Below are 19,399 nucleotides of genomic sequence, written 5' to 3' on the forward strand. Positions count from 1 at the left end.
CGCGGATCTGGACTTCCTGGTGGGATCGAGCGGTGCGCCGGTGCCGCGCGACTCGCACTGATATCGACACGGCTCCTCGCACGACGAGCCAACGGTTGTTCCTGCGCTTTGCGAGAAGGCGTACTGCCGATGCGGATCGACATAATCCGCATCGGCTTTTTTCTGTCCGTTTCCCAAGCGAAGTGGACGCGCACAAATAAAAACGGCTAGGCATTTGATGCCCAGCCGATTTTTAACTCACAGGTTCACCGCCTCCGGCTTTTTAAAAGTCAGAGAATCGACGCACGCAAAATCACATTCCGGCATTCCGCCGGAATGACGGCGCTTAGCTTATTGCTTGATGAATCGATCGTTTGCCCAAAGTCCTTGCGTGTCGCTATTACCCGAATTCACGAATTCGACGTCGTGTCCAACCACGCGCACGACACGGAAACTCGAATTTTCCGGTGTGGAGACACACTGATATCCGGAGAAAAATTCCTGCATCTTTTGCTGTTCACCGGCTTGCGCATGCTGGTCGGCGGCGTCGAGTTTATCCTTCGACAGGCAGCCATATGCGTTGGCCTTGAACTGGATGGTTTGCTGCGGCTTGATCATGACGTCTTGCGCCTGAACAGTGGCGGCAGCCAATCCCGCAATGGCGAAAACAAGGGCGATTCGCATTTTCATATTTTCCTCCGGTGCGGGTGGATACTCAGGTTAGCTATGTATTTAACTTTAACGTTGAACCCGCACCTTGCACTTTAGGAGAACGCGAGAGAACGACAAGCACATCTTGTGTGCGGTCGCAACAGTGGCGAATTGTCGCACCATGCTTTGCGGCTGCTTAGTCGCTGGGCAACGGTTTAAGTGGGTGTGATTGCCGTGGATAACTCAGAGACGGGCAGGGTGCGCCGCTTTAACTAGTAACGCTTTGCGCCGCGTATTCGCGTAAACGAGCAGCCTCAATTAAGCGATTTACTACATTAAATTTCGCGAGTTGGTGCGTTGCACACAAAGTCATTCAACTGACCAAATTAAAATCACGAAATAACGGTGTATTTGCAGAAGATAAAGAGTGCCAGGTGCGACAAGCTGTGTCGGCAGAGTCGCTGCGATGGCAGCGCTGTGCCGGTCGCACTTCATCGGACCTGCTGGTTCATCTTGAAGAACTCGTCCTGAAACATGCACATGCGCAGGGCGTTGTGATAGCTGCCGTTGCCGAAAAATTCCTCGATCAACTCGGCCTCGTGCCTGAACCCGCACTTCTCGTAAACGTGAATGGCCGACGTATTCGACTTGTCGACGATCAGATAAACCTTGCGCAGGTTCAGCACTGAGAACGCATAGTCGGTAGCGAGTTGGGTTGCCAGAGTCGCATAGCCGCGGCCTTGCGCATGGGGCGCGATGATGATCTGAAACTCGCCACGCCGGTGGATATAGTCGAGCTCGATCAACTCGACGACGCCGACCGTTTGCCCTTCGTTGTCGATCGCCACGAAGCGGCGCTCGCGCAGGTCGTGCACGTGCTGGTCGTAAAGCTGCGTCAGTTCCGAGAAGGTCTCGTACGGCTCCTCGAACCAGTAACGCATGATTTTCGCGTTGTTGTTCACTTCATGGACGAAGCGAAGATCGGTACGTTCGAGCGGGCGCAACGTGAGTTCGCTGCTACGTTCGGTAGTCATTGGATTCCCCTTGAGAACTTGTTGGTTTGAGTGCGCGCGTGCCATACCGGATCGAGCGCTTTTTAGTTAGTCAGGTCTTGATGCGGGGAGTTCTTGCAACCTCTTGCACTCCTGTGCCACCTTTTTGCAACGCGCGAGGCGGCATGCGGGTTTGGCGAGGTGAGGGCGTCGCATTGCCGCAGGCTCGCGAATGGGCGCGCTCGCGCAATTGTGAGAGGCGCGGCACGGTATGGGTACGCGCGGTGCTCTACAATGAAATCATGCTCCCGCGATCGGAGGCCACCGTGATCGAGCACTTGATATTGGGCGTCTTTCTGGTCATTCCGCTGCTCATCGTCGCGTTTCTTTTCTCCGACGAATTGTGGCAGGAACACCGGCATCTGCACGAGATGCGACCCGCGCACCTGAAACCGCGCCGCATCGACTGGCGGCATCCGCTGCGCCGTTCGCGGCATCGGCTTTAACGCGCCGCGTTGGCTCGCCAATTGACCCGTCTGAGATTGAATACCGCGAATTTTCGCAGCCGTTTCGGCGCGCGGGAGCGCGCGCGTCACTCACTCACCCGTTAGTCGGCACGCCAATGCGCGCGAATGCGCTTAGCAAGCGCTTCGAGCGTTTCCGCATCGGCGACGTCGCGCGCGTGCATGCGCAGCGGCTGGCCTTCCCAGCGCGGAATCACGTGAAAATGCACATGCGCCACCGTTTGTCCCGCGGCGGCGCCGTTGAATTGCCCAATGAACACACCATCCGGCCGCAAGGCCGCGCGCACCGCGATCGCGAGCTTCTGCGTCATGCGTATGCATGCCACCGTCGAAGCATCCGACAACTCGAAAATCTCCGCCACGGCTTCCTTGGGCACCACCAGCAGATGGCCGTCGGCTTGCGGCATCAGGTCCATGAAGGCGAGGGCGGCATCGGTTTCGGCCACTTTGATGCAGGGTAGTTCGCCGCGCAGAATCCTCGCGAAGGGATTGCTGTTGTCGTAGGTCATCGCGTTCCTCTCATGGTGGAAGGTCATATCGGGTGTTGCTGCGGTTGGCGATATTGTCCATTACCTGTGTTACATGACGCGCGCTGCACGCTTGATGGCCTGCGGCGGCTGGCCGTACGCCCGTAGAAACGCACGCCGCATCCGTTCGGTATCGACAAAGCCGGTTTCCGCGGCCACCGCCTCCATGGAATGGCGGCCCGCTTCCAGCATGGCGCGCGCGGCTTCGACGCGCAATGACTCGATAGCTTTGGCTGGCGATTGGCGGGTTTCGTCGCGAAACGCGCGGCTGAACTGACGGGGGCTCAGGTGCGCGACGTCGGCGAGTTGCTCGACCGTCAATGGCTCGCGCAGATGGCTTTTGGCGTACGAGAGCGCGTTCTGGATGCGATCGGATTTCGGCTCGAGGTCCAGCATGGCCGAGAACTGTGACTGGCCGCCGGTGCGGCGGTGATAAACCACGAGCTTCTTGGCGATGGCGCGGGAGACTTCGACGCCGAGATCGTTTTCAACGAGCGCCAGACATAAATCGATGCATGCGGTCATGCCGGCCGATGTCCACACCGAGCCGTCGACGATAAAGATGCGGTCCTCATCCACGCGCGCTTGTGGAAAGCGCTGTTGCAGATTGCGGGCGTGAATCCAGTGGGTCGTGGCGTGGCGGCCGTCCAGAATCCCGGCCTCGGCCAGTACGAACGCGCCGGTGCAAATGCTGGCGGTACGCCGGGAGGCGACCAGCGCGTCGTTCAGGAACGCCAGCAATCCCGGCGACGACGGCGCGATCTGCATCGCGCCGGTGACCACCACGGTGTCGTAAGCCGGATCGCCGAACGGCCGGGTGGCGATCTCGACGCCGGCCGAACTGCGCACCATGCCGCCATGCTCGGAAATGATCTCCACGTCGTACTCAGGCTGGCCGGCCTCCAGGTTCGCCAGTTCAAACACTGCGACCGCCACCATGTCGAGGATCTGAAAGCCGGGAAAAACCACCACGCCGACGTGTCTCATTGCAATGTCCTAAAACGAGGTAAATACGACATTTGAGACAAAAGAGTACGCGCCTACACTTGCCTCGTCAACACCGCAATGCAACGCGAAACAGCGCAGCGGCGGAGGTTTCCAGGTTTTTCCCATTCATCGGACAGGGCAGAGGCGCAACGCGCCGCGCCCGCAAGGAGAGATACACATGGCAACGCAAACAGGCAAAGGCACGGCATTGGTGACGGGCGCATCGTCGGGTATCGGCGCGGTGTATGCGGACCGCCTCGCGCGGCGCGGCTACGACCTGATTCTCGTGGCGCGCGACGCAGCGCGGCTGGACGCTCTGGCGGGACGTCTGACGACCGAGACCGGCCGCCACGTAGACACGATCACGGCGGACCTCACCGTCAAAGCCGATGTGCGCCGCATTGAAGAACGGCTGCGTGCGGACGCAGGGATCACGATGCTGGTCAACAACGCGGGTGTCGGCGCAACCGCCTCGCTGATCGACTCGGACGTGGATGCGCTCGAAACGATGATCGATCTGAACGTGACGGCGCTCACGCGTCTGACGGCGGCCGTCGTGCCCGGTTTCGTGGCGCGGGGTAACGGCATCGTGATCAATATTTCGTCGATCGTCGCGCTCTCGCCGGAACTGTTGAACGGCACGTATAGCGGCACCAAGGCCTATGTGCTCAACCTGACGCAGTCGCTGCACCACGAAGTGGGCGACAAGGGCGTGCAGTTGCAAGCGGTGCTGCCGGGTGCGACCAGCACGGCATTCTGGGACCGTGCGGGTCTGCCGGTCGAGCATCTGCCGTCGCAGATCGTGATGACCGCCGAGGACATGGTGGACGCCGCGCTCGCCGGCCTCGACCAAGGCGAACTGGTGACGATCCCGTCATTGCCCGACGCCGCCGACTGGGAGCGCTTCAACAACGCGCGCCAGCACTTGCAGCCGAACCTGTCGCACAAACTGCCGGCCGCTCGTTATAAGCGTGTTGCGGCAACGGCATAAAGCGCCGATAAGCGCACTAGCGGCAAATCAGAAAAAGGGCAGACAAAGGCACGCCCGTGGCGCGCCCTTAACGCCAGTCCGTCGACACGTCGTCGGGATCGACCAGCGTCAATCCCGACGACGGCAGCGGCAGCGCCGTCTTGTAGCGCACCTGCTTGAGCGCGAAGCTCGAGCGGATATTGGAGATGCCCGGAATCTTCGTCAGATGATCGACGATAAAACGCTCCAGCGTCTGCATATCCGGCATGACCACGCGCAGCAGATAGTCGGCGTCGCCCGTCATCAGATAGCACTCCATCACTTCGGGCCGCTCCGAAATCGCCTGTTCGAAGCGCTGCAACGCGTCTTCCACCTGCTTCTCCAGACTCACCTGAATGAACACGTTGATGCGCAGCCCGAGCGGCTCCGGGTTCAGCAGCGTGACTTGCTGCTTGAACAGGCCCAGCTTCTCGAGCGCCCGCACGCGGTTGAAGCACGGCGTGGCCGACAGGTTCACCGAACGCGCCAGATCCGAATTGGTGATGCGCGCGTTTTGCTGCAACTGGCTCAGGATGCCGATGTCGATGCGGTCGAGCCGCCTGGGTGGCGTGGCCATAGATGAAATATTCCGTGTCGTGAGGAAATTCCGGAACAAATAGCCTATCGCAGCGCGCCAACACAAGCAAATGAGACGCTCATTTTGCAGGCACGTGGTTACCATTGACTCATTCGATCTTGATCTGAACGCGGCGATGCGGGAGTGGTGCCATGACGGATTTGTCCAGCGGTAGCAAGCAAGTGCGGTTTTTGAACACAGAGCATGCGCACACCAGGGAGCAGGCCGATCCTGATCCGCAGGAAACCGCCGAATGGCTGGCGGCGCTCGACGGCGTGGTCGCGCATGTCGGCCGCGAGCGCGCGCAGTTTCTGTTCGACAAGCTCGCGAGCCATGCGCTGACGCTTGGCGTGGAATCGGCGCGCACGAACGTGACGCCGTATCAGAACACCATCCCGTTCGAGCAACAACCGCGTTATCCCGGCAATCTCGAACTCGAGGAGCGGCTCGCCGCCGCGCTGCGCTGGAATGCGCTCGCGATGGTGGTGCGCGCGAACAAGGCTTACGGCGAACTCGGCGGACATATTGCGAGTTATGCGTCGGCGGCGGATCTGTTCGAGGTAGGGTTCAACCATTTCTTCCGCGCCGCCGCGCCGGGCGGCGAGGCGGGCACGGGCGACCTGATCTACTTCCAGCCGCATTCGTCGCCGGGTGTCTACGCGCGGGCTTTTCTCGAAGGTTTCCTCTCCGAGGAGAACCTGCAGCACTACCGGCGCGAGATCGGCGGCCCGGGCTTGTGCTCGTATCCGCACCCGTGGCTGATGCCGGATTTCTGGCAGTTCCCCACGGGCTCCATGGGCATCGGGCCGATCAATGCAATTTATCAAGCGCGTTTCATGCGGTATCTCGCCAATCGCGGCCTCGTGCAAACGGAAGGCCGCAAGGTGTGGGGATTTTTCGGCGACGGCGAGATGGACGAGCCGGAGTCGACCGCCGCGCTGTCGCTGGCCGCGCGCGAGGGGCTCGACAACCTCCTGTTCGTGATCAACTGCAATCTGCAGCGCCTCGACGGTCCGGTGCGCAGCAACGGCCGCATCATCGACGAACTGGAAGCACAATTCATTGGCGCAGGCTGGAATGTGATCAAGGTGATCTGGGGCTCGGATTGGGACGCGCTGTTCTCGCGCGACCGCACCGGCGCATTGCTGCGCGCCTTTGCGCATACCGTCGACGGCCAGTTCCAGACCTTCTCCGCGAACGACGGCGCGTACAACCGCGAACGCTTCTTCGGTCAGAACCCGGAGCTTGCCGCGCTCGCCGCGCAACTGAGCGACGACGACATCGACCGCCTGCGCCGCGGCGGCCACGACGTGCGCAAACTGCACGCGGCCTACGCGAAGGCGCTGGCGCACCAGGGCCAGCCGACGGTCATTCTCGCGAAGACGATGAAAGGCTTCGGCATGGGCACCTCGGCCCAGGGCCGCATGACCACGCATCAGCAGAAGAAGCTCGACTTCGACGACCTCAAGGCGTTTCGCGACCGCTTTCGCCTGCCGCTCACGGACGAGGACGTCGAACAGGTGAAGTTTTACAAACCAGCGGAAGACAGTCCGGAAATGCAATACCTGCATGCGCGCCGGGCTGCCTTGGGAGGCTATCTGCCCAGAAGGCGGCGAGTCGCATCGAAGGGGCTGATCGTCCCGCCGGTGTCCTCCTGGGGGCAATTCGCGCTGGACTCCAATGGCCGCGACATGTCCACCACCATGGCGCTGGTTCGCATGTTGACCGCGCTGCTCAAGGACGCGGAAGTCGGCCCGCGCGTGGTGCCGATTGTCGCCGACGAGGCACGCACCTTCGGCATGGCGAACATGTTCCGCCAGGTCGGCATCTATTCGCCGCTCGGGCAGTTGTACGAGCCGGAAGACCTCGGCTCGATGCTGTACTACCGCGAGGACACGAAAGGCCAGATTCTCGAAGAGGGCATTTCGGAAGCGGGCGCGGTGTCGTCATGGATCGCGGCGGCGACCTCGTACAGCGTGCACGATGTACCGATGCTGCCGTTCTACATCTACTACTCGATGTTCGGTTTCCAGCGGATCGGCGACCTGATCTGGGCGGCGGCGGACCAGCGTGCGCGCGGTTTCCTGATCGGCGCGACGTCCGGCAAGACGACGCTCGGCGGCGAAGGCTTGCAGCATCAGGACGGCACGAGCCATCTGGCGGCATCGACGATTCCGAATTGCCGCGCGTACGACCCCGCGTTCGCGTACGAGGTTGCCGCGATCGTGGACGAGGGCATGCATGAGATGCTCGACGTGCAACGTGACGTGTTTTATTACGTCACGGTGATGAACGAGAACTACGCTCAGCCTTCGGTGCCGGGCGGCAACTTGCAGGCGCTGCGCGAAGGGATTCTCAAGGGTATTTATCCGCTTGCCGCGCCAGCGCAGGAGGGCACGCAAGCCACGGTGCAATTGCTCGGCGCCGGTGCGATTCTCGGTGAAGTGATCGCGGCTCAGCAGATGTTGAAGGACGATTGGCAGATCGACGCCGCCGTGTGGAGCGTGACGAGCTTCACCGAGTTGCAGCGCGACGGCATGGCGGCGGAACGGCTCGCACGTCTTGGTGAAGCGACCGGCGCGCCGTATGTCACGCAAGCGCTTGAAGCGTCGCAAGGCCCGATCATTGCCGCGACCGACTACGTTCGCGCCGTGCCGGAGCTGATCCGCGCGTATGTGCCGCGCCGCTACGTGACGCTCGGCACCGACGGCTTCGGCCGCAGCGACACGCGCCAGGCGTTGCGCGAGTTCTTCGAAGTGGACCGCAAGTCGATCGTGATCGCCGCACTGAAAGCCCTGGCGGACGAGGGCACGATCGACGCGAGCCGGCTTGCCGAAGCGCGTCGCAAGTATCTCGGCGACGCAGCGGCCGGCGCGGCGTCCTGGCAATGCTAGGAACGCGCCTCGCGGACGATCAGTCGCTCACCGCGACCTGGTTCTTGCCGTCCCGTTTCGCGCGATAGAGGCCGATGTCGGCGGCTTCGATCAGCTTCGTCACCGGCTCGGCGAGCGACGGCACGAGCGTCGCCGCGCCGATGCTGATCGTCACCACGCCGGCTGCGGAGCCCGAATGCGGAATCGCCAGATCTTCGATTGCGATGCGGATTTTTTCCGCAAGCAGACGCAAGCCACCGGCCGACGTGCCCGGCACCACCACGGCGAACTCTTCACCACCGAAGCGCGCCGCGAGATCGGGCGAGCGGCCGAGGCATGATTCGACAGTGTGCGCGACGCGCTTGAGCACTTCGTCGCCAGCGACGTGGCCGTAGGTGTCGTTGTACGCCTTGAAGTTATCCACATCGATCATCAGGAAGCCGAGGCCGGTCTTGTCGCGTGTGCCGCGACGCCATTCGGCCGCCAGATATTGATCGAGGTAGCGCCGATTCGACAGACCCGTCAGGCCGTCCGAATGCGTGAGGCGCTGCAATTCCAGATTGGTCGCGAGCAATTGTTGCTGCGATTGACGCAGCGCCTGATAGGCCTCGTCGCGTTGTAGCAGATTCAGATACGAGCGCGAGTGATAGCGGATGCGCGCAATCAGCTCGATGCGATCCGGCAGTTTCACCAGATAGTCGTTGGCCCCTGCCGCAAAGGCGGCGCTCTTGACGAGCGGCTCTTCCTTGGTCGACAACACGATGATCGGAATGTCGCGGGTCGCCGGATTCTGCCGGTATTGGCGCACGAGCGTGAGTCCGTCCGTGCCCGGCATCACCAGGTCCTGAAGGATCACCGTCGCGCGCGTTTCGGCGGCGCAGCGCAGCGCGTCGTCAGGCGAGGCGCAGTAGTGGAAGTCCACGCTCGCTTCGTCCGCCAGCGCCTGACGCACCGCTTCGGCGATGATCGCCTGGTCGTCGACCAGCAACACCATGATCGGACACTCGGCCGCGGGCGGATTGCCGAGAATGCGCGCGAGCGCATCGTCGACGGCGAGATTGGCCGCGTCCACCGCGTCCAGCGTCTGCGCGTTCGCGTCGACTTGCGCGAGATCCCGCGCGGCGGCGTTCTGATGCGGTTCAGGAGTGTCCATGTCGTTCAGCCAGAAAAGATGTCAGTGAATCAAAGCGGGTCATAGGCGGCGAGTACGCGGCTAGCGGGAGCTGACCGCCGTCGCGAGCGCGGCGGCGATGCGCGGCAAGGGCAGGATCGCGGCGGCGGCGTCGAGCGCCGCGGCCGCTTTCGGCATGCCGTACACGGCGCTGGTCGCCTCGTCCTGCGCGATCGTGTGATAGCCCTTGGTGCGCATCGCCTTGAGTCCGATCGCGCCGTCGCGGCCCATGCCGGTCAGCAGCACGCCGATGGCGCGCGCCGGCCAGCGGGCCACCACGCTGTGAAAAAACACGTCGACGGAAGGGCGATACGGCGTCTCTTCCGGGACGCGCGTGTAGCCGAGCACGTTGGGCAGTTTCAGATGCAGATGATCGTCGGTGGCGGCGAGCAGCACGACGCCCGCTTGCGGCCGGTCGCCTTCACTGGCGATTCGCACCGGCAGCGCCGATTGCTGATTCAGCCAGTCCGCCATGCCGGCGGCGAAGGCCGCGTCGACGTGCTGCACGATCACGACGGCCGCCGCAAAATCCTTGGGCAGGCCGGCGAGCAGCGTGGCCAGCGCAGCGGGTCCGCCCGCCGACGCGCCGATCGCCACCAGCGGCGTGTCACGGTTCGTCGCGCAGGCGGGCGTTGTCGCGGCGGCTGCGCCGGGTGCGTTGCGTTCCTTGACGAGCGCCGCGATACGGTCGATTTTCGCGATCAGCGTGGCGATGCTCTTGTGCGCATCGGGACCGCTCAGCGACGGCGTATCGACCGCGTCGAGCGCGCCCGCGCCCATCGCTTCATAGACGCGCCATGCGTTCGCGCCCACGTCGACGGTGACGATCAGGATCGCGCAGGGTGCGCGCGCCATGATGCGGCGCGTGGCCTCGATGCCGTCGACGTTCGGCATCACCAGATCCATCAGCACGATGTCGGGCCGCTGCGCCGTGCAGAAATCGACCGCCTGCTGGCCGTCCTGCGCGATCCACAGCACCTCGTAGTCGTGGCGTGCCGCGAGTGCGCGACGCAGCGCCTCGACGGCGAGCGGCATGTCGTTGACGATTCCGATTTTCATCCGTTTTGCCCGTAGGTTTAACCGTAAGCTTCGCCGATCAGATCACGCACCGCATCGAGCAGTGCTTCGTCATGAAAACTGCCTTTCGCCAGATAGTAGTCCGCGCCCGCATCCAGCCCGGCGCGGCGGTCCTCTTCGCGATCTTTGTACGAGACGATCATCACCGGCAGTGACTGCAACTGCGGATCGCGCTTGATCAGCGTGACCAGTTCGATGCCGTCCATACGCGGCATGTCGATGTCGGTGATCACGAGGTCGAAGCGCTCGCCGCGTACCGCGTTCCAGCCGTCCATGCCATCCACGGCGATCGTCACGTCGTAACCGCGCATGGCGAGCAGCTTGCGTTCGAGCTCGCGCACGGTCAGCGAATCGTCGACCACCAGCACGCGACGGCTGGTACGCTGAGCCGCGTGCGCGACGCCGTGCTGCGTATGCCGGAGATCACCGCCCGCCACGAGCCGTTCGACGGAGCGCAGCCAGTCGTCGACATCGGCGATCAGGACCGGATCGCCGTTCTCCATCAACGCGCCGGCGGTGATGTTGCGAATCTTGCCGAGGCGCGGATCGAGCGGCTGCACCACCAGCATCCGCTCGCCAAGAAAGCGGTCGACCACCACGCCGTAGGTTTGCGGGCCGTCGCCGATCACGATCATGCTGACGGCGTCGCTTTCGTCCGCGGGCGGCGCGGTGTCGAGAATCTGATGCGCGGTGACGACGCCGATACGCCGGCCGGAAAAAGCGATGTGCTGATGCCCTTCGAGCAATTCGATCTCGGCGCGGCTCACGTGCAGCGTGCGGTTCACATGCGCGAGCGGCACCGCGTACGGCTCGCCCGCGACTTCGATCAGCAGACTGCGGATCACCGAAAGCGTCAACGGCAACTGCAATTGCACGCGCGTGCCGAGACCGGCCTCATGCGTGATCCGCACCGTGCCGCGCACACGTTTGACGACGTCGTGCACCGCGTCGAGTCCGACGCCGCGGCCCGAGACGTCGGTCACCTGATCGCGCAGCGAGAACCCCGGCAGGAACAGGAATTCGAGCAACTCGGCTTCGGACAGGCGCGTGGCCGTTTCCTCGCTCGCGAGCTTCTTGCGCACGATCGAAGCACGCAGCGCGTCGAGATCGATGCCCGCGCCGTCGTCGGAAACGGTGATGAGCAGCGCGCCGGCCGTGTGACGCGCGTCGAGTGTGAGCGTGCCTTCCTCCGGCTTGCCGCGTGCGAGACGCACGGCGGGCGCTTCGATGCCGTGGTCGAGCGCGTTGCGCAGCATATGGCCGAGCGGCGCTTCGAGCAGATCGAGAATGTCGCGGTCCACCTGGGTGGATTCGCCGACCAACTGCCAGCGCACCTTCTTGCCGAGCGAACGCGCGACGTCGCGCACCATCCGCGCGAGGCCGCTCGTGCCGTCGCCGAATGGACGCATGCGGCATTGCAAAGCGGCGTCGTAGAGCTGTTGCGACAGATGCGTCGAGCGACGGTCGAAGCTCTCCAGATCGGCGAGACGCTCGGCCAGCAGATGCTGCGATTCGGCGGTGAGGCGGCGCACTTCTTCGAGCGCGGCCTGGACGCGCGGATCGAGCTTCAGATCGGCGAGCGTTTCGTGCAGTTGATCCAGCGCGCGGGTGCTGTCGCGTTGGACGCGTTTGACGCGCAGCATGGATTGCGCGAAGGGTTTCAGCCAGCGCGATTCGACTAGCGATTCGCCGGACAACGACAGCAGGCGGTCGAGGTTGTCGGCGCGCACGCGCAGCATGCGGCCGGATTCGGCCGTGATGTTGCTGGCGCTGTTCGCGCTGTTCGATGCGGACGGTTTTGCGGATGCGGCGTCTGGCGCATTCTGCTGCGTGGCCTCGGCGCGCAACGCGTCGGCTATCAGGTTGAACGCGGCGTCGGGGTCAGGGCGTGGGTCCGCGCTTGAGCTGACAGCAGGCGTGGGCGATGCTGCGGCTGCGCTCGGCGCGGGTTCGGACACCACTGCGGCAGGCGGAGTCACATCGCGCCGTATTACGGCCCCGTGCGGCAACACGTCAACCATACGCGCCTGCAACGAGGCCACGCACGCACCCACCGCATCGCGCGCCGATTCGTCCTCGTCATTGCCGATACGCGCGACGATATCCACGCCGCGCAGCAACTCGTCGATCCAGGCCGGGTCGAGCAACGCGCGCCCTTCCTGCGCGGCAACGAAGCAATCCTCCATGGCGTGCGCGAGTTCGACGCCGACCTGCACGCCGACAATGCGCGCCGCACCCTTCAACGAATGCGCGGCGCGCATGCAGGCCTCGAGCGCGGCGGCATCGCGCGGCGCGCGATCGAGCGTGAGCAGTCCGTCGTTCAGTACGCGCGCCTGTGTCCGCGCTTCTTCGCGGAACAGATCGATTAGCGACGGGCGGCGCGGCTCGTCGGTCATCCGAGACTCCGGTTCAAGGTGTCGAAGAGCGCGTCGGCGTCTAGCAGGCCAACGCTCATGCCGCGCCACGGTGCGACGGCGCGCGTATGCGCGGCGGCCGCTTGCGAGAGCGTGGCGGGCGGCGGGCAAAAACTGGCCGCGGCGATGCGGTGCACGCCGTCGACCTGGTCGACGGGGAACACCGCGTGTTCTTCCGCGCGCGAAACCACCAGCAAACGCGGCAGATCGTGGCGAGCACGGTCGTCGCGCGCGGCGGTATCCGTTTCGAAACCGAGCAGGTGCGCGAGCGACAGGCACACCAGCAACTCGCCTCGCACATTCACCACGCCGAGCACCGCGCGATGCTGCCGATGCGGCAACGTGTGAATCGGCCGCGTCTGCACGATGCGTTTGAAGATCGGCGTGGGCAGCGCCAGCCATTCGTCGCCGATGCGAAACACGAGGAACGATTCGCTTGCGCCTTGCACATCGTGCTGCGCTTGCGCAGGCGCGCGAGCGTCATGCAGCGAGAGATCCACCTCGGGAATCGGCCGTTCCAGCAGTTTGGCTGCAGCGGCTTCGAACACCGGGCAATTCAGGCAGCGCACATGCTCGACGAGACGCTCGCACGACGAATCGCCGCGCACGCCGATGCGATTCCAGCAGTCGTCGAAGCTCACCGTCTGCGCGTCAGCCACGTTGCGCTCCCTGTGCGCGCGCCGCGCGCTGCATCAACAGGCGCGCGCCGTCGCGGTCGCCCTCGAGTTCGAGCGACGTCGCGAGATGCGCGAGCGCTTCCGCGTGCTGCGGATCGAGATACAGCGCCTTGCGATAGTGTCCGCGTGCGAGGTTCGCATCGCCGTTGGCATCGGCGAGAACGCCGAGCAGATAAAACGCGTCGGCGTGCGGAGCGTGGTGCTCCAGATAGGCATTGATTGCCGAAGCGGCTTGCGCGAGGCGGCCGGCGTCGGCGAGCGTGCGCGCGGCCTGCAACGTATTGCTTGCTGCGTGGGTCGTCGCGGCGCCCGGCGCCAACAGTGGGTTGTGTACCGGCGACGCAGCTATCGACAGCTTGCGAACGGGCGGCGCGATGCTGTCACGCGGCGCGAACTGCGTGGCGCCATGGAACGGCGTGCGCGCGCCCTGACCGGGCCACGCGAAAGGCTGCGCGGAAAACGCTTGCGATCGCGCGAGAGCGGGCATCTGTGAAGGCGTCATCGCGAGCGCGGCGGCGGTGGGGAGCGGCGCGGCGCGCCAGCCGTTCGACTGCGCTTCGTCGGGCGCGCCGCGATGAAATGCGAAGGCCAACGGGATCCTGGCGGACTGCATACCGTAGCGCATCAGCAGCCCGGTTTCCGCAGGGCCGACGAACAGCGTGCCGTTTTCGGCCAGCACGCTATTGAGCGCCTGCAACGCTTTCTGCTGCGCGTCGCGATCGAAGTAAATCAGGACATTGCGGCAGAACACGAAGTCGTAGACGCCAAGCGCCGACGCGTCGAGCTGCATCAGATTGGCGCGCGAGAAGCGCACCGCTTCCACGATGCGCGGCGCAAGACGCCAGCCGTCCTCGGTACGCGTGAAGTGCGCGTCGCGGAACGCAAACGCATTGCCGCGAAACGAATTGCGCCCGTACACGGCGCGCTGCGCGACGGCGAGCGAACGGTCGCTGATATCCATTGCGTCGATACGCAACTGCGTGGCGTCGATGCCCGCATCGAGCAGCGTCATCGCGATCGTGTACGGCTCCTCGCCGGTCGAGCAAGGCAAGCTCAGGATACGCAGCGGCAGTGCGCCGCCGCGTTCGGCAAGGCGCTCATGCGCGAGCCGCGCAAGCGCCTTGAACGCGTCGGCATCGCGGTAGAACCAGGTCTCCGGCACGACGACCGTTTCGATCAGCGATTGCAGCATGGCCGGCGAAGTTTGCGCGGCTTCCCAATAGTCGGTGAGCGTGGCTTCGGCGTGACCCTCCGCGTACCACGCGGCGGCGCGCTGATCGACAGCACGTTCGATCGCGCTATGACCGAGCGATGCCGCGTCGAGCCCCATGGTTCGATGCAGCAGTTCGGCGAAGCGTCGATAAAGCGGCGCGTTGTCGTGATGCGCGTTCATGCGTGCGCCTCGGGAAACAGGAGCGCCTTGACGTGGTCGGGCAGCAGATGCTCGACGCGGATCCACTGCACGAGGCCGCCCGCATCGCTCGCGACCGGGCCGAGATAGCGCGCGTGCGGCATGTCGAGGCCGGCATGCTGAAATGCCGCCACGTCGAGGCGAATGGTGCGCGTCGCGCCTTCCAGCAGCAGCGCGAGCAGACGCGTCGTGCCCGCATGCGGATAGCGCACCAGCACCACGCGCGTGGACATGAGTTGTGCTGCGGGGCGGCCGAGCGCGAGCGCCGGCAGATCGATCAGCGGCAGCGGTGAGCCTTCGTGATCGAGTACGCCTGCTACCCATGAGGGCGCGCCGGGTATCGTCTTGGGCGGCGACTGCGGCGTGAGCGGCATGAGACGCTCCACCTGCGTTGCGTCGATCACGTACCGTTCGCTATCGAGCGTGAAGAGGACGAAGAGCATCGGCATGTGCGTGGGCGATGGATAGGCGTGCGGGGCCGGTTTCGAGCTGCGCGCCGTGGCGCGTCAGACCGTCACCTTGAAGCGCGACACACCCGTGCGCAGACTATTGGCGACGTGCGTCAGATCGTCGATCGCCTGGGTCGACTGGCGCAGCGATTCCGCTGTCTGTTGCGCGGCCTCCGAAAGTTGCGTCAGTGCCTGAGTGATCTGCTCGGCGCCGGTGGCCTGCGTTTGCATGCCTTCGTTCACCATCGAGAAACGCGGCGCGAGTTGCTGCACCTGCTGGATGATCTCCGTGAGATGGCCGCCGACGTTCTGCACGTCGAGCATGCCGCGGCGCACTTCTTCGGAGAACTTGTCCATGCCCATCACGCCCGCGGCGACCGCCGACTGGATCTCCTTGACCATCTGTTCGATGTCGTAGGTCGCCACGGCGGTCTGGTCGGCGAGGCGGCGGATTTCCGTGGCGACGACCGCGAAACCGCGACCGTATTCGCCGGCCTTTTCCGCTTCGATCGCGGCGTTCAGCGAGAGCAGGTTGGTCTGGTCCGCGACCTTTGTGATGGTGGCGACGACCTGGTTGATGTTGCTGGCTTTCTCGTTGAGGATGGCGAGCTTCGCGTTGACGGAGCCGGCCGCTTCCATCACTAGGCGCATGGTTTCTTCCATGCGCGCGAGGCCGGCATGGCCGGTGCCCGCGAGCACCGCCGACTGGCCGGCCACTTCCGACACTTCGTTCATGGTGCGCAGCAGATCGCGCGAGGTCGCGAAGATTTCACGCGACGTGGCGCCGATTTCGGTCGTGGTGGCGGCGGTTTCGTTCGCGGTGGCTTGTTGTTCGCGCGAGGTCGCGGCGATTTCCGTCACCGACGTGGTGACCTGCACTGCCGACTTCTGCGCCTGGCCGACCAGCGCGGTGAGTTCGTCGGTCATGCGGTTAAAGCCCGCTTCGAGCGCGCCGATTTCGTCCGCGCGATTCAGTTGCAGGCGTTGGGTCAGGTCGCCCGTGCGCATGACGTCGACGACTTGCAGCACCTTGGCCATCGGCATGGTGACGGCGCGCAGCAGCCAGTAGCCCGCCAGCGCGGCGACGACGGCGGCGGTGAGCAGCATGACGAGCAGCACGATGCGCGTCGTCTCGACCGAACTGCGGATGCTGTCTGCGGCCTGGTCCGCGTAGCCTTTGTTGTTCTCGACGAGCTTGCGCACGGAGAGCCGGCCGGTTTCCCAGAGCGGTGTGAGTTGCGTATTAAAAATGCGCGCGGCGTTCTCTTTCGAAGACGGCAACGCGTCCAGCACCGACGCCTGGATCGGCAGGTACTGCGCCTGTTGCTGACGGAAGTCGTTGAAGAGGTCGCGATCGACGTCGCGGAAGATCGTCGCGCCGTAATCGCTGATGAGCTTCTGGAGCGTTTGCTGGGTCTCCTGCAAACGGGCTGTGTCGCGCTTCACGGTGTCCGGGTCCGCGTCGACATAGATGAGGCGCTGCGTGACGCTGTAGTTCTCGAACCACGCCGCGCGCATTGCGGTCGCGTAGTAAAGGCCGGGCATCGAGTCCTGCTGCTGGCTCTTCGCATCGCGGTCGATGCCGCCGAGCTGCTGGAAGGTGACGATTGCCATTGCCAGCATCACGATCAGCACGATCCCGAAGCTGCACAGAATCCGTTGCCGGATGGTCCATTGTTTCACGCGAACGCCCCTTACTTTTGGCTTTGTCTCGACCGGTGTTGTCGACGTGGTCTGTCCTGAATCGACGGGTCGGAAAGCTTTACGGGTCGTCAGATTTACCCGACGGCTTATGTGGCGAATTTTACATTGATCGGGCGAATGCCAGGCGAACAAAGGAACTGGAGGCCGGTTCGCGACGAGCGCCGGTTAGTGCGTTACATGAGTAATGTCCCGTTACCACTTGCAGCATCTATTTCCGCGTGCGCCAGCCACAATCGGTTCCATGCCTGAACGGCGGGGAGTCAAACATGAAAAAGATCGCAGTGGCGTTGTTGATGGTGGGAAGTCTGAGCGTAGCCGGGCAAGCATCGGCGCACGGCAATGGTGGCGACGTGGTGGGTGCGTTGATTGGTGGCGCCGTGCTGGGGGCCGTAGTGACCTCCGCGCTGAATCCGGCGCCCGTGGTGGCTTACCAGCAGCCCGTATACGCGCAGCCGGCGTATCAGCCCGCGCCCGTGTACGCCCAGGCGCCGCCGGGATACTGCTATGACCAGTACCAGCGTGCCTATGTGGCGTGCGGTGCGCCGCCGCCGCCCGCGCAGTATGGATATCCGCAACCGCAACCGGGTTGGTGATTGCGCAGCGCGCGCATGCTGTGCGCGTCACAGTAAAAAAGGCCGTCGCTCTATGCGACGGCCTTTCATTTCATTGCGCCGATTAGTGCTTGTGATGCAGCCACTCCGCGTAGTGCGTGTCCAGCCAGCGCTCGAGTTTTTGCGGCTTTGTCTTCTGGTGGTAGCGCGACGCGGCCCAGATTGCCACGCCGACCAGCAGCATCACGGTAGGCCCCAGCAAATAAGCTATCAGTGATTCAGACATGGGAGCCTCCGTATCGGGTTGCGTGCAACCTTCAGTGTAGGCGATCAAACGCGGGAAAAAAGGACCGCGTGATTCAATCGTGGCGCACGCTTGTTGGTGTGGGATTTCTCCCTTTCGAAACCTGGCGTGAAATTGAATTTCTCAATTACGGCAATGAGTTACCGCTGACGTGAGTGGTGCTGTGTACCAAATGACGACTTGTTGTGACAGCCGGCGGAACGGCACCAGGATTGTTGCAGGGCCTTTCAGGGCGAGGCGGTCATGGCGTCGCGGACGCCCTTGATCTGCTCGTCGACGAAGTCTGCCCAACGCTGCATGATTCGGCGCTGATCCGCGGCGTTTTCCGCATTCGTGCCTGGCTTCATGCGCTCGGGCACTTCGCCCGTAGTCTGGTCGAGCGCGTCCGCGTGCTCCGTCATCTCGCGCAGGTGTGCCGCCGCAGTGCGCCGGAAGTCATGCAGGACGAAATGCTCCACGTCGAGACCAAGCGCCTTCACTGCCTGGTTCAACGTACTCTTGGCGATGGGGCGGTCGTCGCCCCTGACGCTCGGGAATACGAAGTTTCGGCTGGCTTTCGCGTGTTGAAGCTCGCGCAGCATGGAAACCGCCTGATGCGAAAGAGGCACACGCTGATCGCGGTCTTTTTTCAGGCGCGCGGCGGGGATCGTCCATAACGCTTTGTCCAGATTGAATTCGGGCCACGTCGATTCGACCAGGTCCGATTTGCGCGCCATGGTCAGCACCAGCAGATGCAGCGCCAGCTTCAGGGGCCGGCGGATGCTCGACGCGTCGATCGAGCGAAACATGGCGCCGATTTCGTCGCCCGAGAGCACGCGGTTGCGGGTGTCGAAGGTGGCGATGGAGCGCGCCGGAACGACCTCGGCCGGGTTGCTGACCGCGAGTTGCCGCGCAATCAGATACTCATAGAGACGTTTGATCACATTGCGCGTATGCAGCGCCATTTTTGGCGAACCGCGGCTTTTGATTCTGTCGCATATCGCGACGATATCGGCGGCAGTGACGGCTTTGATCGGCATGTGGCCGATGGCGGGCAGGACGTCCTTGTCGAGCGCGCGCCGCGTGGTGCGGCGATACTCCTCCGACTTGCCCGCCATTTCCGTCGCCAGATAAAGCTCGGCGGCCTCGCGCAGGACGTCCGCCTTGCTTTCCGCGCCGCGATCGCGCCGCGCTGTGGCGACCGGCGAAATGCCTTGAGCAACCATCTCCGCATACTTTTGAGCTTTCGCTCGCGCGACGCGCAGGGAGATCATCCGGTAATCGCCGATCGTGGCGAGCGGCTGGCGCTTGCCGTTTAGCGAATAGCGGAAGCGCCAGACCTTGGTGCCGGTCGTCATGACTTCGATGACGAGACCGTTGCCGTCCGCGACGCAATAACGGGTGGCGCGCGGTTCGAGCGCGCGGATCTGGGCTTCGGTGAGGGGAACGGCTAGACGGGGCATGCGCGGATCGTTGGAACACGGACAGCGGCGATTTTAAACCTATGCCGGCTGTGTACCAAAGAATTTGCTGTTTTTGGGTC

18 protein-coding genes are annotated in these 19,399 nt (G+C 63.7%); 4 read left to right on the forward strand and 14 right to left on the reverse strand.

Annotated elements, in window-relative coordinates:
* Positions 1-330 precede the first annotated feature (330 nt).
* Together sap1 and speG are read right to left on the reverse strand one after the other, a co-directional pair.
* Complete coding sequence (gene sap1, locus P0D70_RS31200; protein ID WP_091797677.1) at positions 331-669, reverse strand: surface attachment protein Sap1; 339 nt, start codon at positions 667-669, stop codon at positions 331-333.
* Between the two features lie 452 nt (positions 670-1,121).
* Positions 1,122-1,664, reverse strand: coding sequence for a spermidine N1-acetyltransferase (gene speG, locus P0D70_RS31205; protein ID WP_091800922.1), 543 nt, complete (start codon positions 1,662-1,664; stop codon positions 1,122-1,124).
* A 173-nt stretch (positions 1,665-1,837) separates the two neighbouring features.
* Here speG and P0D70_RS31210 point away from each other — a divergent pair, with 173 nt between their 5' ends.
* The gene (locus tag P0D70_RS31210) at positions 1,838-2,128 is read left to right on the forward strand and encodes a hypothetical protein (protein ID WP_408187316.1); all 291 of its coding nucleotides are present in this window, start codon (positions 1,838-1,840) and stop codon (positions 2,126-2,128) included.
* 101 nt (positions 2,129-2,229) lie between these two features.
* On the opposite strand, the gene P0D70_RS31215 is transcribed toward P0D70_RS31210, so the two are convergent.
* Together P0D70_RS31215 and P0D70_RS31220 are read right to left on the reverse strand one after the other, a co-directional pair.
* Complete coding sequence (locus P0D70_RS31215; protein WP_408187317.1) at positions 2,230-2,655, reverse strand: HIT family protein; 426 nt, start codon at positions 2,653-2,655, stop codon at positions 2,230-2,232.
* Between the two features lie 69 nt (positions 2,656-2,724).
* Positions 2,725-3,660: a GlxA family transcriptional regulator gene (locus P0D70_RS31220; RefSeq protein ID WP_091797671.1), complete on the reverse strand. Its 936-nt coding sequence runs from the start codon at positions 3,658-3,660 to the stop codon at positions 2,725-2,727.
* Between the two features lie 178 nt (positions 3,661-3,838).
* Between P0D70_RS31220 and P0D70_RS31225 the strand changes: the two genes are divergently transcribed.
* Entirely contained in the window at positions 3,839-4,651 is an 813-nt protein-coding gene (locus P0D70_RS31225; RefSeq protein WP_408187318.1) for an SDR family NAD(P)-dependent oxidoreductase, read from the forward strand.
* A gap of 67 nt (positions 4,652-4,718) precedes the next feature.
* On the opposite strand, the gene P0D70_RS31230 is transcribed toward P0D70_RS31225, so the two are convergent.
* A complete protein-coding gene (locus tag P0D70_RS31230) occupies positions 4,719-5,246 on the reverse strand; it encodes an Lrp/AsnC family transcriptional regulator (protein ID WP_091797665.1) in 528 nt (175 codons plus the stop codon).
* Positions 5,247-5,398: 152 nt separating this feature from the next.
* Between P0D70_RS31230 and mdeB the strand changes: the two genes are divergently transcribed.
* Positions 5,399-8,140, forward strand: coding sequence for an alpha-ketoglutarate dehydrogenase (mdeB, locus tag P0D70_RS31235; RefSeq protein ID WP_408187319.1), 2,742 nt, complete (start codon positions 5,399-5,401; stop codon positions 8,138-8,140).
* Positions 8,141-8,159: 19 nt separating this feature from the next.
* Here mdeB and P0D70_RS31240 read toward each other — a convergent pair whose 3' ends face one another.
* The 7 genes from P0D70_RS31240 to P0D70_RS31270 form a co-directional block, all read right to left on the reverse strand.
* Complete coding sequence (locus tag P0D70_RS31240; protein ID WP_408187320.1) at positions 8,160-9,272, reverse strand: diguanylate cyclase; 1,113 nt, start codon at positions 9,270-9,272, stop codon at positions 8,160-8,162.
* Positions 9,273-9,332: 60 nt separating this feature from the next.
* Positions 9,333-10,349, reverse strand: coding sequence for a chemotaxis response regulator protein-glutamate methylesterase (locus P0D70_RS31245; protein ID WP_091797656.1), 1,017 nt, complete (start codon positions 10,347-10,349; stop codon positions 9,333-9,335).
* Between the two features lie 17 nt (positions 10,350-10,366).
* Complete coding sequence (locus tag P0D70_RS31250) at positions 10,367-12,763, reverse strand: hybrid sensor histidine kinase/response regulator (protein ID WP_408187321.1); 2,397 nt, start codon at positions 12,761-12,763, stop codon at positions 10,367-10,369.
* The gene (locus P0D70_RS31255) at positions 12,760-13,440 is read right to left on the reverse strand and encodes a chemotaxis protein CheW (RefSeq protein ID WP_091797650.1); all 681 of its coding nucleotides are present in this window, start codon (positions 13,438-13,440) and stop codon (positions 12,760-12,762) included. The genes P0D70_RS31250 and P0D70_RS31255 overlap by 4 nt, the downstream gene beginning before the upstream one ends.
* Positions 13,433-14,851, reverse strand: a complete 1,419-nt coding sequence (locus P0D70_RS31260; protein ID WP_408187322.1) for a CheR family methyltransferase — start codon at positions 14,849-14,851, stop codon at positions 13,433-13,435. The genes P0D70_RS31255 and P0D70_RS31260 overlap by 8 nt, the downstream gene beginning before the upstream one ends.
* Complete coding sequence (locus tag P0D70_RS31265) at positions 14,848-15,312, reverse strand: chemotaxis protein CheW (RefSeq protein ID WP_408187330.1); 465 nt, start codon at positions 15,310-15,312, stop codon at positions 14,848-14,850. The genes P0D70_RS31260 and P0D70_RS31265 overlap by 4 nt, the downstream gene beginning before the upstream one ends.
* Before the next feature lie 63 nt (positions 15,313-15,375).
* Positions 15,376-17,001, reverse strand: coding sequence for a methyl-accepting chemotaxis protein (locus P0D70_RS31270; protein WP_408187323.1), 1,626 nt, complete (start codon positions 16,999-17,001; stop codon positions 15,376-15,378).
* A 287-nt stretch (positions 17,002-17,288) separates the two neighbouring features.
* Here P0D70_RS31270 and P0D70_RS31275 point away from each other — a divergent pair, with 287 nt between their 5' ends.
* Positions 17,289-17,615, forward strand: coding sequence for an ecotin precursor (locus P0D70_RS31275; RefSeq protein ID WP_091797641.1), 327 nt, complete (start codon positions 17,289-17,291; stop codon positions 17,613-17,615).
* Positions 17,616-17,697: 82 nt separating this feature from the next.
* Here P0D70_RS31275 and P0D70_RS31280 read toward each other — a convergent pair whose 3' ends face one another.
* Positions 17,698-17,859: a hypothetical protein gene (locus P0D70_RS31280; RefSeq protein ID WP_177205047.1), complete on the reverse strand. Its 162-nt coding sequence runs from the start codon at positions 17,857-17,859 to the stop codon at positions 17,698-17,700.
* Between the two features lie 245 nt (positions 17,860-18,104).
* A complete protein-coding gene (locus tag P0D70_RS31285) occupies positions 18,105-19,319 on the reverse strand; it encodes a tyrosine-type recombinase/integrase (protein WP_408187324.1) in 1,215 nt (404 codons plus the stop codon).
* Positions 19,320-19,399 lie beyond the last annotated feature (80 nt).

It is taken from the genome of Paraburkholderia sp. RL17-381-BIF-C (assembly GCF_046026435.1).
Classification (GTDB): Bacteria; Pseudomonadota; Gammaproteobacteria; order Burkholderiales; family Burkholderiaceae; genus Paraburkholderia.

Bases quoted from the DNA above. Each gene is read 5' to 3' on its own strand.
- mdeB (WP_408187319.1), top strand. From the start codon at position 5,399: ATGACGGATTTGTCCAGCGGTAGCAAGCAAGTGCGGTTTTTGAACACA.
- P0D70_RS31245 (WP_091797656.1), bottom strand. From the start codon at position 10,349: ATGAAAATCGGAATCGTCAACGACATGCCGCTCGCCGTCGAGGCGCTG.
- P0D70_RS31215 (WP_408187317.1), bottom strand. From the start codon at position 2,655: ATGACCTACGACAACAGCAATCCCTTCGCGAGGATTCTGCGCGGCGAA.
- P0D70_RS31220 (WP_091797671.1), bottom strand. From the start codon at position 3,660: ATGAGACACGTCGGCGTGGTGGTTTTTCCCGGCTTTCAGATCCTCGAC.
- P0D70_RS31260 (WP_408187322.1), bottom strand. From the start codon at position 14,851: ATGAACGCGCATCACGACAACGCGCCGCTTTATCGACGCTTCGCCGAA.
- P0D70_RS31285 (WP_408187324.1), bottom strand. From the start codon at position 19,319: ATGCCCCGTCTAGCCGTTCCCCTCACCGAAGCCCAGATCCGCGCGCTC.
- P0D70_RS31275 (WP_091797641.1), top strand. From the start codon at position 17,289: ATGAAAAAGATCGCAGTGGCGTTGTTGATGGTGGGAAGTCTGAGCGTA.
- P0D70_RS31280 (WP_177205047.1), bottom strand. From the start codon at position 17,859: ATGTCTGAATCACTGATAGCTTATTTGCTGGGGCCTACCGTGATGCTG.
- P0D70_RS31250 (WP_408187321.1), bottom strand. From the start codon at position 12,763: ATGACCGACGAGCCGCGCCGCCCGTCGCTAATCGATCTGTTCCGCGAA.
- P0D70_RS31240 (WP_408187320.1), bottom strand. From the start codon at position 9,272: ATGGACACTCCTGAACCGCATCAGAACGCCGCCGCGCGGGATCTCGCG.
- sap1 (WP_091797677.1), bottom strand. From the start codon at position 669: ATGAAAATGCGAATCGCCCTTGTTTTCGCCATTGCGGGATTGGCTGCC.
- P0D70_RS31225 (WP_408187318.1), top strand. From the start codon at position 3,839: ATGGCAACGCAAACAGGCAAAGGCACGGCATTGGTGACGGGCGCATCG.
- speG (WP_091800922.1), bottom strand. From the start codon at position 1,664: ATGACTACCGAACGTAGCAGCGAACTCACGTTGCGCCCGCTCGAACGT.
- P0D70_RS31230 (WP_091797665.1), bottom strand. From the start codon at position 5,246: ATGGCCACGCCACCCAGGCGGCTCGACCGCATCGACATCGGCATCCTG.
- P0D70_RS31265 (WP_408187330.1), bottom strand. From the start codon at position 15,312: ATGCTCTTCGTCCTCTTCACGCTCGATAGCGAACGGTACGTGATCGAC.